General features: G+C 58.7%; 13 protein-coding genes and 1 pseudogene. 4 read left to right on the forward strand and 10 right to left on the reverse strand.

Translation table 11 applies throughout. The annotated features are described in order from the left end of the window. The 5 genes and pseudogenes from AAAX36_RS07775 to AAAX36_RS07795 all read right to left on the reverse strand — a co-directional run. Positions 1-261: pseudogene (locus tag AAAX36_RS07775) on the reverse strand (SIS domain-containing protein); the annotation flags it as partial. A 276-nt stretch (positions 262-537) separates the two neighbouring features. Next, positions 538-1,251 (reverse strand): GntR family transcriptional regulator, encoded by a 714-nt coding sequence (locus AAAX36_RS07780; protein WP_195193111.1) that lies wholly within the window; start codon positions 1,249-1,251, stop codon positions 538-540. Then, positions 1,236-2,003: a GntR family transcriptional regulator gene (locus AAAX36_RS07785; RefSeq protein ID WP_148332853.1), complete on the reverse strand. Its 768-nt coding sequence runs from the start codon at positions 2,001-2,003 to the stop codon at positions 1,236-1,238. Before AAAX36_RS07785 ends, AAAX36_RS07780 begins: the two co-directional genes overlap by 16 nt. Positions 2,004-2,038: 35 nt before the next feature. Continuing rightward, a complete protein-coding gene (locus tag AAAX36_RS07790; protein ID WP_349074971.1) occupies positions 2,039-2,530 on the reverse strand; it encodes a hypothetical protein in 492 nt (163 codons plus the stop codon). 248 nt (positions 2,531-2,778) lie between these two features. Further along, positions 2,779-3,807 carry a LacI family DNA-binding transcriptional regulator gene (locus AAAX36_RS07795; protein WP_006235873.1) on the reverse strand — a complete coding sequence of 343 codons (1,029 nt, stop codon included), beginning with the start codon at positions 3,805-3,807 and terminating at the stop codon, positions 2,779-2,781. A 183-nt stretch (positions 3,808-3,990) separates the two neighbouring features. On the opposite strand from AAAX36_RS07795, the gene murB reads away from it, so the two are divergent. Next, positions 3,991-4,953, forward strand: a complete 963-nt coding sequence (gene murB / locus AAAX36_RS07800) for a UDP-N-acetylmuramate dehydrogenase (protein WP_055285601.1) — start codon at positions 3,991-3,993, stop codon at positions 4,951-4,953. Between the two features lie 228 nt (positions 4,954-5,181). Here the strand turns inward: murB and AAAX36_RS07805 are convergent, their stop codons facing one another. After that, complete coding sequence (locus AAAX36_RS07805; RefSeq protein WP_349074973.1) at positions 5,182-6,387, reverse strand: hypothetical protein; 1,206 nt, start codon at positions 6,385-6,387, stop codon at positions 5,182-5,184. Positions 6,388-6,653: 266 nt separating this feature from the next. On the opposite strand from AAAX36_RS07805, the gene galE reads away from it, so the two are divergent. The 3 genes from galE to glgP all read left to right on the forward strand — a co-directional run bounded on the left by galE (position 6,654) and on the right by glgP (position 11,836). After that, entirely contained in the window at positions 6,654-7,715 is a 1,062-nt protein-coding gene (galE, locus tag AAAX36_RS07810) for a UDP-glucose 4-epimerase GalE (protein WP_006235870.1), read from the forward strand. Positions 7,716-7,922: 207 nt separating this feature from the next. Beyond that, a complete protein-coding gene (gene malQ, locus AAAX36_RS07815; protein ID WP_260699337.1) occupies positions 7,923-9,440 on the forward strand; it encodes a 4-alpha-glucanotransferase in 1,518 nt (505 codons plus the stop codon). Positions 9,441-9,568: 128 nt separating this feature from the next. Further along, on the forward strand, positions 9,569-11,836 hold the full coding sequence (gene glgP / locus AAAX36_RS07820) for a glycogen/starch/alpha-glucan family phosphorylase (protein ID WP_349074975.1): 2,268 nt from the start codon (positions 9,569-9,571) through the stop codon (positions 11,834-11,836). Between the two features lie 457 nt (positions 11,837-12,293). Here the strand turns inward: glgP and ugpC are convergent, their stop codons facing one another. The 4 genes from ugpC to AAAX36_RS07840 form a co-directional block, all read right to left on the reverse strand. After that, a complete protein-coding gene (ugpC, locus tag AAAX36_RS07825; RefSeq protein WP_022095054.1) occupies positions 12,294-13,493 on the reverse strand; it encodes a sn-glycerol-3-phosphate ABC transporter ATP-binding protein UgpC in 1,200 nt (399 codons plus the stop codon). A gap of 68 nt (positions 13,494-13,561) precedes the next feature. Continuing rightward, on the reverse strand, positions 13,562-14,401 hold the full coding sequence (locus AAAX36_RS07830; protein WP_138113451.1) for a carbohydrate ABC transporter permease: 840 nt from the start codon (positions 14,399-14,401) through the stop codon (positions 13,562-13,564). Next, positions 14,401-15,255 (reverse strand): sugar ABC transporter permease, encoded by an 855-nt coding sequence (locus tag AAAX36_RS07835; protein ID WP_138113453.1) that lies wholly within the window; start codon positions 15,253-15,255, stop codon positions 14,401-14,403. Before AAAX36_RS07835 ends, AAAX36_RS07830 begins: the two co-directional genes overlap by 1 nt. 87 nt (positions 15,256-15,342) lie before the next feature. Beyond that, complete coding sequence (locus AAAX36_RS07840; protein ID WP_117746799.1) at positions 15,343-16,659, reverse strand: ABC transporter substrate-binding protein; 1,317 nt, start codon at positions 16,657-16,659, stop codon at positions 15,343-15,345. Between the last annotated feature and the right edge of the window lie 207 nt (positions 16,660-16,866).

The raw sequence follows: 16,866 nt of genomic DNA on the forward strand, positions 1-16,866 counted from the left end.
GCCCATGACGTTCCACTCGGCGGCGTGGATCAGGTAGACCTCGAGGTCGCGGTCGCCGAACTTGTTCATGAGGTACTCGAGCTGCATGAACTCGTCCCAGGTGCCGCCGACGCCCATCAGGAAGACGGCGTCGTAGCCCTCCTCGTGCACGCGGTCGGCCAGGGCGGTCATCTTCTTGCCGGCCTCGTAGACGTTCCTGCCGTCCTCGAGGTAGCCCTCCTGGTCGAAGTGCATGATCTCGATCTTCTCGGTCTCCTTCATTCCCGCTCCTTTCACGAGCAGTTTGAATTGTCGCACGGAATGGACAGGCTTGCCGCCCCGTCTCGCCGCTTAACCTTGTGGACATCTTGGCCCCAAGCTCAACAATTCAAAGGTTCTTAATACCAGTGAACGATTACAGGTTAGCCGTTTTTAATACCGATTTTTTGATTTCATCCTCCCCTCTCGGTAGACGGTCAGTTTTTGCCGTTCATCGGTCATGCGACACATGTCCGTAAAAAAATGAGCACCCCGCCGTGCACGAGGATGCTCTAGACGCTAATAGTTGTAGGTATATCCGCCGGCATCACCGCGGTTAAAAGACTTGGCATGCTCGATCGCCTGCCCACTCGAGTCATAGGTCATGCATTCCAGTACGAGCGCCAGGTCGCCCGGCTCAAGATTGAGCAAACTCGCATCGCGTGCGCCCAGCGCTTCAATATCGAGTTTCTCAATCGACTTGTCCGGTTTGCGCCCCAACATGTCGTAGGTCTCGAACAGGCTGAAGACCGAAATGTCCACGTCTTCGATGCCCGGAAACAGCAGACACGGAATCAGCGTCATCTCAATCGACACGGGCTCCCCATCAATGCAGTTGAGACGGCGCACCGAGTAAAGCAGATCGTCCTCGGCGATGCCAAACAGGTCGGCGTAATACGGGCCGGCGTAGCGTTTGGAGCGCGCCAGAATGCGCACCGACGGCGTCGCGCCCGACGCCAGAACCGACTGACGGAAGCCGCCCTTGCGTTCGTGCTCGTCAAACCACTTGTGTCCCACAAAGGCGCCCTTGCCCTGCACGCGACGAATCTGGCCACTTTTGACCAGCTCGTCCATGGCACTTCGGATTGTCAGGCGCGTCGTGCCAAACTCCTCGGCCAGCTCGTTTTCGGACGGAATCATCGAGCCCGTCGGGTAGTCGCCGCGCTCGATTCGCTCCGCAATGCAGCGGCGAATTTGTTTGTAAACCGGCAAGTCTTCTACTGCATCAGCCATTCGACACCTACCTTCGTCGCAACGCCGTCTGCCTCGCCGTTATCGGCAAAACGATACTTGGTCGGCAGAATCACGGACTTGCAATACTCGACAAAGCCATCGTTCTCGTCACGCTCGTGCGAAGCCTTGTAAAACACCGGCGTGCCCTCCTGAGCACCCAGCAACTTGGCCTCGTCGGCGTTCAGACGGCTGATGGAAATATGCTCCTTGCCGTGCGTCACATGGACATTCCCTTCTTTGAGCAAAACGTCGTAGAGGCTTTCCTGCTCAAAATCGTGATCGGGAAGCGAGGGGCACAAAGACAGATTGACGTGGGCCGTCTCAATCGACGCCGGGGAACCATTAACCACGCGCACACGTCGAATGCAGAAAAGCGGCATGCCCAGGTCGATCTGGGCCTTTTGGGCCAGATCGATATCGGCGTACACGACCTTGGACCAAACCAGGCGTGCGGTCGACTTTGAGCCAACCCTCTCCACCGCCTGCGTATAGTTCCATGTTTCCTGAAAGATGTTCAGCGGTTTGGGAGGACACACATAGGTGCCCGAACCGCGGCGGCTTTCCAAAGTTCCGCACGAAATAAGGCGCGCGATCGCAGCACGCAACGCCGTGCGCGACACGCCCAGCTCTTCACAGAGCACACGCTCGGCGGGCAGCCGGTCGCCACCCTGCAGGTCATAATGATTGATATACCAAAGAATGCCCTCAAAGGCGCAATCTTTGGGCGGAATCGCATATGGTTCACTCGGCATGGGCACGGCTCCTCAACCGCTTGATGCTGCAGACATCATTGCTCCGGACGCCCCATGGCGTCGAAGGCTTCTTTGATCTGCTCCGCAACGTTCCGATACGACCGATATAGGCCGGAGTCTCGCTTGACTTCGCCCGCGGTCACCGGAATCTCAAGCTTCGAAATCTCATCCTCGCCGGTTTGCACGGCAACGATGACACCCATACCAAGGCACATATTACGCTTGGCAGCGTTGTTTTTAGTAGCCTGAGCTGGATTAATCAAAATCTGCTGAGCTAGTTCGCGCTTGCTAACCTCCGGCACATCCTCGGGATTTCCGGTCTCGACAATCTCGCACTGCAGCACGTCCGCATAGTCAAAAATCTTCGGCTCACCGCCGCGCTGATGCACGGCCCACTTGCGGCGCGTGGCATCCTGGTAGATAGCCGGCAAAAATGTAAACCGCGGCGGGTCCAAAATCGTATCCGTGATGGTAAACACATCGGAATCAAAGGCATCCTGCGGGTTTTTCTTCTTGAACAGCCCCATATCAGCCTCCCGTACTAGCATTAAACAACTCATGCTGAATATAGCACCAATTTCAAGCCACTGCTTTATCGCATCGGTGCGTGGCGTCTATGGCTCGCCCAGCGGAAGAGTTCACGGACGAGGGCCGGGGTGCCTGCCTTGTTTTGAGAAGTGGGCTCCGCGAACTTCTCAAAACAAGGCAGGCACCCCGGCCCCGCCGGCAAATAGCAGACACTCCGCATGCAATCTATGCAAACAAACAAGTACGTTTAGCTACATTCGGTAAGTTCGAGCACGCTGCCCTTAACGATAAGCGCCGGCTCCAGGACGACCTCTTCGGCACGCCTGCCGCCCCTACCGGCAAGACGCTTGGACATGCAGCCAAAAGCATGCTCCGCAAGGACACCAGGATCCTGCTCAATCGCGGTCAGCGCCGGCTCAAAGAGAACGTCGGCCGCCGAGTTGTCATAGCTCACCACCGAGATATCGCCCGGGATGCTCTTCCCCATCTCGTGCAAGCGCTTGAGCAGACCGAGGGCGATGTTATCCGAACTTGCGAACACAGCGGTGGCATCAGTTGCGAGCACCGCCTCCGAGGCCTCATAGGCACTCGGAATGTAGTACTCGCTCTCAAACTCCAAACGTGCGTCGATAGGCAGGCCAACCTCGCGCAGCGCGCGCTCATAGCCGGCAAGTCGCTTACGCCCCGTATTGGAACGGCGCGCGTTAACCAAGCAGGCAATGCGACGGTGGCCCTGCTCGATCAGATAGCGAGTGGCCATGTAGCCACCCATCTCGTGGTCGAACATCACCTTGTCGCACTCGAGCCCCTCAATGGCACGATCGACCATCACGGCAGGGATAGGCAGATGGCTGACTTCTTCGCGCAGGGCGCGGTCGTCGGAGAACTCGTCGCCTACGACCAGGAAGACGCCATCAACGCCGCGCGTCACCAGCTGGCGCAGCAGCTCCAGATCGTCATCGGCGCTTCCGCCCGAGCTGGTAATGAAGAGCGCATAGCCGTCCTCGCGGCAGCGCTTTTCCAGGCTACCGGCGAGCGAGGCAAAAAAGCGGCTCTCGATGTTAGGGACGATAAGGCCCAGGGTGCGCGACTCGCGCATGACCAGGCTGCGCGCGATCTGGTTGGGAACATAGTGGTTGCGCGCCGCGACCTCTTTGATGAGCTTGCGGTTTTCTTCCGAGATGCGACAGGGCCGATTATTGAGCACAAGCGAGACCGACGAGGGGGAAAGCCCCACCTCCTGGGCGATCTGCTTGAGGGTGACTTTGTTGGCCATCTCGCTCCTTCCGGGTTTACGCGCAATCTCTTGAAAGTATAGCGACTACCCCTCTACCTCGGTGATAAACACTTTACCAATCCGGTAGACGGCTGTTTTATCGCCGCCAGCGCACCAAATCCGTCCGGGTGGGGTATATTGCAATCGATTGATGACAACGACCACCAAAAGGCGGATATTCGTATGCACGAGAACGACTTTTTTAACGAGGACCTGCTGTGCGCGCTTGCTGGCGTTGCCGGCGAGGACAACGTACTGATGAGCGAGCCCATGCGCGAGCACACCACGTTTAAGATCGGCGGCCCGGCCGACGTCTTTGTCACGCCCGATACCGAGCAGGGCCTCGTCGCCACGCTCGATACCTGCTATCGCTGCGATCTGCCCCTCACCATCGTGGGCAACGGCTCCGACCTACTCGTCGGCGACAAGGGTATCCGCGGCGTCGTCGTGGCGTTGGGCGAAGGCCTCTCCGACATTACGATCGACGGCACGCACGTCACGGCGGCAGCCGGCGCGCTGCTTTCCGATGTCGCAGCCGCGGCAGCCGAGGCCTGCCTCACCGGCATGGAGCCCATCTCGGGCATCCCCGGATCGGTCGGCGGCGCCTGCTACATGAACGCCGGTGCCTACGGTGCCTGCATGGCCGATGTGCTGGAGTCCGTGCGCGTCTACAAACCCGCTCGCCAGCTCGACGACGGCACCCGCGGCAGCGGCAATATCATCGAGTTCGATGTCGACGAGCTCAACCTGGGTTATCGAAAGAGCCGCATCGCCGATGACGGCTTTATCGTGCTTTCGGCCACCTTCAATCTCGCCCCGGGCAACGCCGCGATGATCAAGGCCGACATGGACGACTACCGCCAGCGCCGCGAGGACAAGCAGCCGCTCGACATGCCGAGTGCCGGCTCCACCTTCAAGCGCCCCGAGGGCTACTTTGCCGGCAAGCTCATCATGGATGCCGGACTGCGCGGCCATGCTGTCGGCGGCGCGCAGGTAAGCGAAAAGCACTGCGGTTTTATCGTCAACGCCGACCACGCCACCGCCGCCGACGTCGACGAACTCATCCGCCACATCCAGGCAACCGTCAAAGACCAATTCAACGTAGACCTAGAACCCGAAGTCCACCGAGTCGGAGAATTCCTTTAACAAAGAAGGCCCCGAAAGGGGCCTTCACCATATTTATTCAGATAACCCAGTCCGGTGTGTGACGTATTGGACCCGAGAGGTCCGTGGCTGCCCGAAAGGCATTAGGTTGATCGCGAGTTCCGCACGAGCCGGAGAGCACTTAATGTGCTCTCCGTGCGAGCAGGACTGTCCGAGCAGGCAACCTAATGCCTTTCGGGCAGCCACGGACCAACTTACTTCAAACCGCAGCTACGACAGCGCAATACCGCCAAGCCAGCCCCAGCGCACGCCAGAGCCAGTGCCATAGAAGCTAATAAACGAATCAAGCGACTTAGACGTAATGGCGCCCTCATTGCTCATGACGATGCCGCCGCCAACATAGATGCCCACGTGGCCATAGATCAGACCCGGCATGCCGGTGCCGCTATGCGATGAGTCGGCCACGATCATGCCCACCTGCAGCGCCGAGCGGTCGGAGCTATAGCACCAGGCGTTGAACATGTCGCAGGCGTTGCCGCCAAAGTAGCCAACGCCGGCGTTACGGAAGACATTGGTAACCCACGCCGCGCACCAGTTCTGACCCGGCGAAGGCGTGGAGTAGCACGCGTTGACGACAGCCTGCTGCTTGCCCGAGCCGGCATTCTGCTGCGGAGTTCCGGGCGCGTACGATCCACCACCCGAGCTCGAACCACCCGAGTAGGAATTGTTCTTGTTCGCGGCAGCCGCGGCAGCGGCAGCCTTCCTAGCGGCCTCCTCAGCCTGGGCGGCAGCGAGGATCTCGGAATCGCGCTGAGCCATGAGCTCCTTGACGTCGTCGGAAAGACCGTTCAGCACGGTCTGGACTTCTTGCTGCTTGGCCTGCATGTCCTGCATCTGGGCAGTCTGCTGGTCCTTGAGCTTCTCTAAGTCGGCCTTCTGCGACTCGAGCTCGGTCTTTTGCGCATCGAGCTCTTCCTGGATGGTCTGAATGTCCTCGATGGCGTCGCGGTCGCTCTTGTTGATCTTCTCAACGTAATGCGCGTTGGCGACGAGTTCCTCAAACGAGCCAGAGGCCAGCAGCAGCGACAGGATGTTCGTGCCGCCGGACTTGTAGCTGGCGGCCACGCGATCGGAAAGGTCGTTGCGCTTCTTCTTGAGCTCGGCCTTCTTTTCATCGATCTGGGCCTGCGTGTCGTCAATCTTGCCCTGGACATTCTCGATGTCGTTGAGGGTCTGGGCATTCTTGTTGGCCAGCGCCGCATACTCATTTGCGATGCTGTCGAGCTGGGCCTGAACCTCGTCGAGCTGGGCCTGGGCGGCATTCAGTTTATCGGTGGTTTCTTTGGAAGCCTCCGCCGCATGGGCGCGAGCGGGCAGGCCAAAAAGAACTGCCGCAGAAGCGGCGCCGAACAGGGCCTTGAGGGCAGTGCGGCGCGAGAGCTCCTGGGAAAGGATGGAATCGCTGTTTGGTGACATATGTACTCCGTTACATGCTTATTTATATGTCGCTCAACTCATACATATTAGCGTACATATGGCGCGTCCCAACGATTTCCACGAACGGCAGGAAACTGCAAGGTCAGCGGCTCGTAAGCAAATGCCAAAGATCAGGTTATGCGTACGCAAGCTCTTCTATGAGTACGTTAGCACAATCCTCTGCTTTTCCTACAGCGCACGATTTGGGCGTCCCTGCCTGCGCTATACTCCCCTGAAGAAGTGTTCCTGATTCGATAGGAGACTACATGTCCAAAGCACTCGACCCCAAAGACACCTGTGTCCTCGTTACCGGCGGCGCCGGCTTTATCGGCTCGCACACCGTCGTTCAGCTGCTCGAGGGTGGCTACCAGGTCGTCATCGTCGATGATCTCTCCAACTCCAGCGCCGTCGCCGTCGACCGCGTCAAGACCATCGTGGGCGACGAGGCCGCCAAGAACCTCACCTTCTACGAGGCCAACGTGCTCGACCGCGATGCGATGAACAAGATCTTCGATACCCATCAGATCGACCGCGTCATCCACTTTGCCGGCTTTAAGGCCGTCGGCGAGTCGGTGAGCAAGCCCGTCGAGTACTACCACAACAACATCGAGAACACCCTGGTGCTCATCGACGTCATGCGCAACCATGGCTGCAAGTCCATCATCTTCTCGAGCTCCTCGACCGTCTACGGCGACCCGGACAACCCGCCCGTCACCGAGGAGGATCCTAAGAAGCCCGCGACCAACCCCTATGGTTGGACCAAGTGGATGATCGAGCAGATCCTTATGGACGTCCACACCGCCGACCCCGAGTGGGACGTCGTGCTGCTCCGTTATTTCAATCCCATCGGCGCCCATCCGTCGGGCCTGATCGGCGAGGATCCCAAGGGCATCCCCAACAACCTGGTGCCCTATGTCGCCCAGGTCGCCGTGGGCAAGCTCGAGGCCGTTCAGGTCTTTGGCAACGACTACCCCACCCCCGACGGCACCGGCGTGCGCGATTACATCCACGTGTGCGATCTGGCATCTGGTCACGTGGCCGCCCTTAACTGGATGAACGGCAAGACCGGCGTCGAGATCTTTAACTTGGGCACCGGCACCGGCACCTCGGTACTCGAGGTCGTCGCCGCCTTCTCCAAGGCTTGTGGCAAGGAGCTGCCCTACGTGATCCGCGAGCGCCGCGCCGGCGACATCGCTGCCAACTGGTGCGATGCCTCCAAGGCCGAGCGCATGATGGGCTGGAAGGCCCAGTACGACATCGCGGACATGTGCCGCGATAGCTGGAACTGGCAGAGCCACAACCCCAACGGCTTCGCCGACGCCGAGTAGCAAAACCTACATACCGCTCTTGCCCCGATCTCACGTTGTGAGGTCGGGGCTTTTTCATGGCATGTAACCATTCGCCGAAAATCGACCAACTTTTTTATCTTGCCTGTACATGTTTAAACAACATGTTTTACAATAGGCGTATCGAATCAGAACATCGGAGGCGGACTGCACACCCATCGGCAGGCCGACCCCACAACAAGAAGGTTGGTGAGCGCATTCATGGAGCGTGCAAGCGGCGTCCTCATGCCCGTCTCATCTCTGCCCGGACCATACGGAATCGGCGGCTTTGGCTGGAATGCCTACGACTTCGTCGATTTTCTCGCCTCGTGCAAACAACATTACTGGCAGATTCTGCCCCTTACGACGACCAGCTATGGCGATTCGCCCTATCAGTCGTTCTCGGCCCGCGCAGGCAACCCCAACTTTATCGACTTTGCCGAGCTTATCGAGGCAGGGTATCTGGAGCAGCGCGATATCGATGGCGTGTATCTGGGATCCGACCCCAGCAATGTCGACTACGGTGCTATCTTTGGCGGCCGCCGTCAGATTCTCGACCGCGCCGCTGAGCGCTTTGCTGCCGACAAGCCGGCCGATTTCGATGACTTTATCCAGGCCAACGAGGACTGGCTCATCCCCTACTGTGAGTTCATGACCGTCAAAGAGGAGTGCGGTCTCAAGGCGTTTTGGGAGTGGCCCGCGGAGCTCCGCACCCGCGGCGAGGCTTCCGCCAAGGTCTGCGCCGACCATCCGGCGCGTATGCTCTACCACCAGATGACGCAGTACTTCTTCGATCGCCAGTGGAGCCGCCTCAAGGCCTATGCCAACGAGCGCGACATTCTCATCATCGGCGACCTGCCCATCTATGTCTCGCGTGACTCCGTCGAGATGTGGGCGACACCTGAGCTCTTTAAGATCGACGCCGCCGGCAATCCGGTGAGCGTCGCCGGCACGCCGCCCGACCAGTTCTCGGCCACCGGCCAGTACTGGGGCAACCCCATCTACGACTGGGACGCCATGGAGTCCGACGGCTTCTCCTGGTGGGAGGGCCGCATTCGCGCCGCCCTCGACATGTACGACGTCATCCGCCTGGATCACTTCCGCGGCTTCGAGGCCTATTGGGAGGTGCCGTTCTCCTCACCCGATTCGTCCTACGGTTCGTGGACGCAGGGTCCCGGCCTCAAGTTCTTCAAGACGCTCGAGGAAAAGCTCGGCACGCTGCCCATCATCGCCGAGGACCTGGGCTTCCTCACCCCCGGCGTCATCGACATGCGCGACAACTCGGGCTTCCCCGGCATGAAGATCCTGCAGTTTGCCTTTGAGGGCACCAACTCGTACTACCTGCCGCATAACTACATCGCCAACACCGTCGCCTATGTGGGCACCCACGACAACGAGACGGCGCGCGGTTGGTTTGAGGGAACGGCCACCCCGCGTCAGCGTGAGCAGGCAGCCCTGTACACCCATCAGCAGGCCGGCGAACCCATGGCAGATGCACTCAATCGCACCATCGCCGCCAGCGTGAGCGACACGTGCATCTACACCATGCAGGATCTGCTCAACTTGGGCAACGAGGCGCGCATCAACACCCCTGCCACGCTGGGCGGCAACTGGACCTGGCGCATGCTCGACGGCGCCATCACCCGCGAGCTCGAGCACAAACTCACCGACTGGACCGAGACCTACTTCCGCATCCCGTCGGAAGCCGAAATCGAGCTTCCTCAATAGGAGCTACCGCGCCCGACCCCTCCCCACCGTGCGGACGCGCTTGCTTTTCCCGCGCGAGGCCACCCCAATCCCCTCGCGCGGGCTTCTTATGAATTGCAGACATGAAACAACCCATCACAGGAGAAAACATGCCCCAAATTAACCTCATGGAACTCGCCGAGCAGTCTTTTGGCACCTCGCTCGAGCAGCTCGACGACCGTCGCATTTACAAGCTACTGGTCAAACTCGTGCAGGAGCGCTCCGCCGCCCGCCCGCTCAACAACGGCAAGAAAAAGCTCTATTACATTTCCGCCGAATTTTTGATCGGCAAGCTGCTCATCAACAACATGATCGACCTCGGCATCTACGACGAGGTTAAGGACCAGCTCACCGCCGCAGGCCACGACCTCAACAAAATCGAGGAATTCGAGGTCGAGCCGTCACTCGGCAACGGCGGCCTGGGCCGCTTGGCCGCATGCTTCCTGGATTCCATCGCCACGCTGGGTTTGACCGGCGATGGCGTGGGCCTCAACTATCACTACGGTCTGTTCCGTCAGCGCTTTGTCGACAACCAGCAGAAGGCCGTCCCCGACGAGTGGCTCGGTGAGCAGGACATCCTAGTCGACGATGACCGCTCCTACACCGTCGAGTTCGGCGATTTTGCCGTTACCTCCAAGCTCGTCAACATCGATGTGCCCGGTTACGGCCAGTCCACCAAGAACCGCCTGCGCCTGTTCGACCTGGCGAGCGTCGACGACGGCCTGGTCCCCGGCAGTTCCATCGACTTCGACAAGACCGAGATCGCCAAGAACCTCACCTTGTTCCTCTACCCCGACGATTCCGACGAGCAGGGCCGCCTACTTCGCATCTATCAGGAGTACTTCATGGTGAGCAACGCCGCCCAGCTCCTGATCGACGAGGCCGTCGAGCGCGGCAGCAACCTGCACGATCTGGCCGACTACGCCGTGGTCCAAATTAACGACACGCACCCCACCATGGTCATCCCCGAGCTCATTCGCTTGCTCACCACCGAGCATGACATCGAGTTTGACGAGGCCGTGACCATCGTACGCTCCATGGTCGCCTACACTAACCACACGATTCTTGCCGAGGCGCTCGAGAAGTGGCCGCTCGCCAGCCTGCAGAAGGTCTCCCCTGCCATCGCCGACATTATCGTCAAGCTCGATGAGATCGCGAAGGCCGAGCACGATGACCCGCGCGTCGCCATCATCGACGAGCACGACACCGTCCACATGGCCCACATGGACATCCACTTTGGCTTCTCCATCAACGGCGTAGCCGCCCTCCACACCAAGATCCTGGAGGACACCGAGCTTCATCCGTTCTACGAGATCTATCCCAAGAAGTTCTCCAACAAGACCAACGGCATCACCTTCCGCCGCTGGATCCATGGGGCCAACCCCGCGCTCGCCAGCCTGCTCGACGATGTGATCGGCACCGACTGGCGCAGCACCGGCGATCTGAGCAAACTCGCCAAGTTCGCCGACGACAAGGACGTTCTTGAGCGCCTGGCCGCCACCAAGGTCGAGGCCAAGGCCATCATGCGCCAGTTCATGGCGCTCGAGCAGGGCGTGACCATTCCCTCCAACGCCATCATCGACGTCCAGGTCAAGCGCATCCACGAGTACAAGCGTCAGCAGATGCTCGCGCTCTACATCATCTGGAAGTACCTCGATATCAAGAACGGCAACAGACCTAAGCACCCCGTCACCATCATCTTTGGCGGCAAGGCGGCGCCTGCCTACACTATCGCGCAGGACATCATCCATCTGATCTTGACGCTGTCGCAGTGGATTGCAAACGACCCCGACGTGGCTCCCTACCTGCAGGTTGTCATGATCGAGAACTACAACGTCACCGCCGCCGAGCGCGTAATCCCCGCCGCTGACATCTCCGAGCAGATCAGCCTGGCCTCCAAGGAGGCGAGCGGCACCTCCAACATGAAGTTCATGCTCAACGGCGCCCTAACCCTGTGCACGCTCGACGGCGCCAACGTAGAGATTGCCGAGCTCGTGGGCGACGAGAACATCTATACCTTTGGTGCCTCTTCCAAACAGGTCGAGCAGCTCTACGCCGACGGCACCTACAACGCCGGTGCGCTCTACCGCAAGCCCGGCATTAAACTGCTGGTGGACTTCATCACCAACCCGGCCTTTATGGCGACCGGCAATGCCGAGCGCCTGCAGCGCCTGCACGATGACATTAAGGGCAAGGACTGGTTTATGGCCCTGCTCGACATTGAGGAGTACATCCAGACCAAGGAGCGCGTGTTGGCCGACTACGAGGACCACGACGCCTGGATGCGCAAGACGCTCATCAATATCGCCAACGCCGGCACCTTCTCGTCCGACCGCACCATCTCCCAGTACAACGACGAGATCTGGCACCTGAACTAATTTCGCTTCCCTTACCCATCCTCTTGAGAAACGGAGTCGTGGCAACACGGCTCCGTTTTTTGTGCCCGCACGTTACCCTGTGACCCGACTCGGCCAAACAATCTCGATCTGTAACAACTACTCGGTAAAAACGGTCCCAGCTGTTACAGATTGAGACATACTGGCCCCTTCCCTTGGGTTTATCTCAATCTGTAACATCTAGCAGCTGAAATTCACCTTTGGTGTTACAGATTTAGATGAAATGGTTAGCTCAGCGGAACCGTCTCGATCTGTAACATCTAACGTCCGAAATCGGCCCTACCCGTTACAGATCGAGACAAACGACCGGCCAGACAACCCCAACACAAAGAAAGGCTCCCCTCTCGCCCAGTGGACGGGAGGGGAGCCTTATATGTGACCGCGGCAAAAGGATGGCAATACCGCAGTCGCCCAAAGGGAGGGCCTGGATGCACCGGGCCTAGATAAGGTTCTTGCCAGATACCTTATCGAAGAGATGGGTCGCGTTCTTCTCGAACTTGAACCAGATGGTGTCGCCAGCCTTGAGCGCGCCCTTGGCCTCGAGGTCGACGACGGGGATAATCAGAACAAACTGGCCGTCGGGAGCGGTCACGTGGACATGCTCGGTCGAGCCCATGAGCTCGGTCACCTCGACGGTGCCCTGGAGCGCACCCTCCTCGTCCTTGTCGGCAAGCAGGATCTGCTCGGGACGCACGCCGGCCGTAATCTCCTTCACGTCGCCGCCGTCCCAGTTGAGGGCAAGCTGAGCGCAAGTCTCGGGGGCGAGCGCCACGTTCATATCCTCGGTCTTGACGGTAAAGCCGTTGCCCGAGCGCACCAGCTGGGCATCGAAGAAGTTCATCTGCGGCACGCCGATAAAGCCGGCGACGAAGATGTTCGCGGGATGGTTGAAGACCTCCTGCGGGGTGGCGATCTGCTGGACGACGCCGTCCTTCATGACCACGATACGGTCACCGAGGGTCATAGCCTCGGTCTGGTCGTGAGTAACATAAATGAACGTGCCCTTGATCTCGTGGCGCAGCTTAATGAGCTCGGCACGCATCTGGTTACGAAGCTTGGCGTCCAGGTTGGACAGTGGCTCGTCCATCAGGAAGACCTTGGGGTCACGCACGATGGCGCGGCCGATAGCGACACGCTGGCGCTGGCCGCCCGAAAGCGCCTTGGGCTTACGGTCGAGGTACTCGGTAATGCCCAGAATCTCGGCAGCAGAGCGAACTTTGCGGTCGATCTCGTCCTTGGGGACCTTCTTGAGCTCGAGCGTAAACGCCATGTTCTCGTACACCGTCATATTGGGGTACAGAGCATAGCTCTGGAACACCATGGCGATGTCGCGGTCCTTGGGCGCCACGTCGTTGACGCGCTTGCCGTCGATGAGCACATCGCCCGAGGTGATGTCCTCCAGGCCGGCGACCATGCGCATCGTCGTGGACTTACCGCAGCCAGAGGGGCCAACGAGGACGACGAACTCCTGATCGTGAACGGTGAGGTTGAAGTCCTCTACAGCGAGCACGCCATCCTCGGTAACCTTAAGGTTATGCTTCTTCTCCTCGGTCTTCTTCTTTTTGCCAAAGAAGCCCTTCTTTTTGGACTCGGTGTTGGGATACACCTTCTGAACATGCTTGAGAACGATCTCGGCCATGTCTTTACCTTTCGATGTGCGGCGCCGCGCTGAGGGGCGCCGCAGAAACTTGCAAAACAGTTACGGCATCAGCCCTTGACGGCACCTGCCACCACGCCGTCGATGATGTACTTCTGGCAGAGGATGTACATGACGACGATGGGGATAACAACCATCATGATGCAGGCCATCATGGGTCCGAGCTCGACGTGGCCGTAGCCACCGCGGAAGTACTGGATCAAGATAGGAATGGTCTTGTACTTGGTGGAGTCGAGCGTAAGGTAGGGCAGCAGGTAGTCGTTCCAGACCCACATGGTCTCGAGAATGCCGACCGAAAGATAGGTGGGCTTCATGATGGGAAGGACGATCTTAAAGAACACCTGGACCGGGTTGCAGCCGTCGATCATGGCCGCCTCCTCGATCTCGAGCGGGATGTTCTTTACAAAGCCGGCGAACATAAAGACCGCCAGGCCCGCGCCAAAGCCAAGGTAGATAAAGCAGATGTTGAACGGCGTGTTGAAGCCGATGCGGTCCGCCAAATTGGACAGCGTGAACATGAGCATCTGGAACGGCACGACCATCGAGAACACGAACAGGTAATAGAAGAAGTTCGAGATCTTGTTGTTGACGCGCACCACGTACCAAGCGCACATGGAGCAGCACACCAAAATCAGCACGACCGACGTGACCGTGATAATGAGCGAGTACATAAACGCCGAGGCAAAGCCCTGCTCGTTAAGGGCGTGCACGTAGTTTGCAAGGCCGTTGAACGTCTCGGGCGTGAGCAGATCGAACGCCGTGGTGGTGCTGATTGCGGTCGCTTTCTTAAAGGAATTGAGCGCGATCATAAACACGGGGTAGATCCACGCGAGCGACAGGATCGTAAAGAAAATCGAGAGCGCGCGGTTGATAACCTTATCGCGTTTCATTACTGCTGCACCTCCTTGGACCTCGTGGCCTTAAGCTGGATCATGGAAATAGCAACAACCAGGATGCAGAAGATAACCGCCTTGGCCTGACCGATGCCCTGCCATGCAATACCGGCACGCGAATAGAACGTGTTGTAGATGTTCAGGGCGAGCATCTCGGTGGAGTGCGCGGGGGCGCCGCCGGTAAGGGCGAGGTTCTGGTCGAACAGCTTAAAGCCGTTGGTGATGGACAGGAACAGGCAGATGGTGATGGTCGGCATCAGGTTAGGGACCTTAACCTTCCAAAACGTCTGCCATGCCGTGGCACCGTCGACCTTGGCGGCCTCGATGTAGTCGGACGGAATGGACTGCAGACCAGCGATGTAGATGATCATCATGTAGCCGACCTGCTGCCACAGGGTCAGGATGATAAGGCCCCAGAAGCCAGCAGCAGAGTTAAGGGCGATGAGCTGGGCGCCGATGTTGGAGAGCAGGCAGTTGATCAAGATCTGCCAAATGTAGCCCAGCACGATGCCGCCGATCAGGTTCGGCATAAAGAAGATCGTACGGAAGATGTTAGTGCCCTTGAGCGCCTTGCGGGTGAGCGCCTGCGCGATGGCGAGGGCAATCACGTTGATGAGCACCGTCGACAGGAAGGCAAACGCCACCGTAAAGAAGAACGACGTGGCAAACTGCGAATCGGACAATGCGCGCACGTAGTTCTCGATACCGACAAAGTGCGCGTTGTTAATGGTAATAAACTGGCAGAACGAGAGATAGAAGCCCTGGATAAAGGGAATCACGAACCCGATCATAAACGCCAGGCACGTGGGCAGCATAAAGAGCGGCCACCAGCGCTTGAGTGCTTTGCCCATAAAAGGGTCCTTTCAATATGCAGGGGGCGGGCAAACCTACGTCTGCCCGCCCCCTGTCGCTAATCAGATAGCTTGGGCAGCAACTGCTTACTCGGAAGCAGCCTTCTCGGTCTTCCAGCCATCGACGAAGGCGTTCTTGACGCCGTCCCACTTGCTGTTATCGGCAGCGTAGGCAATCAGAGCCTGCTTGAGGTTCTTCTTCCACTCCTCGGAGGGAATGTAGACGAAGTCCCAAGCGACGGTCTTCTTGCCGTCCTTGGCCATGGCAACGGCCTGCTGCGAGAAGACGTTGGTGGTCTCCTTGGCGCTCTTGAACGGAGCGGTCAGACCCATCTTGTCGGCGATGATGCTGGTCGGGGTGTCAGCGGTGACGCACCAATACATGAAGTCCTCGGTGGCCTTCTGGGCATCCTCGGAAGCCTGGGAACTGACGCACCAATAGTTCTCGCCGCCGGAGCACAGGCCCTGGTTCTCCTCGCCGTCAACACCGATGTAGATGGGCATCATGCCAATCTGATCGTCGGTCATGCCGGCCTTGACGAGGTCAGAGTAGGCCCAAGAGCCGTTCTGGTAGAAGACGGCCTTGCCGGTTGCGAACTCGTTGGTGGCGTCGTCGCCGGTCTTGGAAGCAAGCTGCGAAGGATCGCAGGTAGAGTCGGTGATGTACAGGTCGAAGATCTGCTTGTAGTTGTCGAGGAACTCACCCTTGATCTCGTCGTCCTCCTGGTTGTGCTCCTTCTCAAACTCGTAGTAGAGCGGCATGTTGGCAAGGTGGGTGGTGTAGCGCCAGCTGGAGGAGTCGTCCATGCCGGCGGAAGTGAAGGCACCCTCAACGCCAAGCTCGTCCTTGCGGGCCTGGATGTCGTCGGCACAAGCCTTCAGCTTGTCGAAGGAGTTGATGTCCTCGGCCTTGTAGCCAGCCTTCTCGAGCAGCTGCTTGTTGTAAATAATGCCGAAGCTCTCCTGAACCCAGTCGATGCACACATCCTTGCCGTCGGACTGCAGAGCCAGGGAGTCGTCAATGAGCTCACCGCGGAGCTTGGTATCGGACAGGTCGGCGCAGTAATCCTTCCAGTTCTTAAGACCGGTGGGGCCGTTGACCTGGAACAGGGTCGGAGCGGAGCTCTTGGACATCTCGGACTTGAGCTTCTCCTCGTAGGTGTTGGAGGCGGCGGTCACGATCTTGACCTCGACGCCCTTCTCCTCCTTGTACGCCTTGGCGATCTCCTTCCACTCCTTGTCGACCTCAGGCTTGAATTGGAGGAAGTAGACCTCGGCAGCGTCACCAGAAGCAGAGGAGCCGGAGCCGGCGGAGCCACCGCAGCCCACGAGACCCAGACCAAGAACTGCAGCCGCGGAACCAGCAAAGCCCAGGAACTGCCTTCTGCTCATTTCGTTCTTCATTACAATCCACCCTTTCACACCGTGGCGGCACCCTTTGCCGCCGCCTTCGGAGATTGGCTCGGGGACTTTGCCCCTTTTGCTGATTTGAACGATACGCTATTTGGCTAGTTGTTTGAACAAGTATTACTAGAGCGGTAGAAAAACTTCGGTGAACGGTAATTTCAACTTGATACTTGACAAGTTTTGTATAAACAATTATTTGTTATC

The organism is Collinsella sp. CLA-ER-H10 (genome assembly GCF_040092475.1).
Classification (GTDB): domain Bacteria; phylum Actinomycetota; class Coriobacteriia; order Coriobacteriales; family Coriobacteriaceae; genus Collinsella.

Bases quoted from the DNA above. Each gene is read 5' to 3' on its own strand.
- glgP (WP_349074975.1), top strand. From the start codon at position 9,569: ATGCCCCAAATTAACCTCATGGAACTCGCCGAGCAGTCTTTTGGCACC.
- AAAX36_RS07780 (WP_195193111.1), bottom strand. From the start codon at position 1,251: ATGGCTGATGCAGTAGAAGACTTGCCGGTTTACAAACAAATTCGCCGC.
- AAAX36_RS07830 (WP_138113451.1), bottom strand. From the start codon at position 14,401: ATGAAACGCGATAAGGTTATCAACCGCGCGCTCTCGATTTTCTTTACG.
- AAAX36_RS07835 (WP_138113453.1), bottom strand. From the start codon at position 15,255: ATGGGCAAAGCACTCAAGCGCTGGTGGCCGCTCTTTATGCTGCCCACG.
- AAAX36_RS07790 (WP_349074971.1), bottom strand. From the start codon at position 2,530: ATGGGGCTGTTCAAGAAGAAAAACCCGCAGGATGCCTTTGATTCCGAT.
- AAAX36_RS07840 (WP_117746799.1), bottom strand. From the start codon at position 16,659: ATGAAGAACGAAATGAGCAGAAGGCAGTTCCTGGGCTTTGCTGGTTCC.
- AAAX36_RS07795 (WP_006235873.1), bottom strand. From the start codon at position 3,807: ATGGCCAACAAAGTCACCCTCAAGCAGATCGCCCAGGAGGTGGGGCTT.
- galE (WP_006235870.1), top strand. From the start codon at position 6,654: ATGTCCAAAGCACTCGACCCCAAAGACACCTGTGTCCTCGTTACCGGC.
- AAAX36_RS07785 (WP_148332853.1), bottom strand. From the start codon at position 2,003: ATGCCGAGTGAACCATATGCGATTCCGCCCAAAGATTGCGCCTTTGAG.
- ugpC (WP_022095054.1), bottom strand. From the start codon at position 13,493: ATGGCCGAGATCGTTCTCAAGCATGTTCAGAAGGTGTATCCCAACACC.
- AAAX36_RS07805 (WP_349074973.1), bottom strand. From the start codon at position 6,387: ATGTCACCAAACAGCGATTCCATCCTTTCCCAGGAGCTCTCGCGCCGC.
- murB (WP_055285601.1), top strand. From the start codon at position 3,991: ATGCACGAGAACGACTTTTTTAACGAGGACCTGCTGTGCGCGCTTGCT.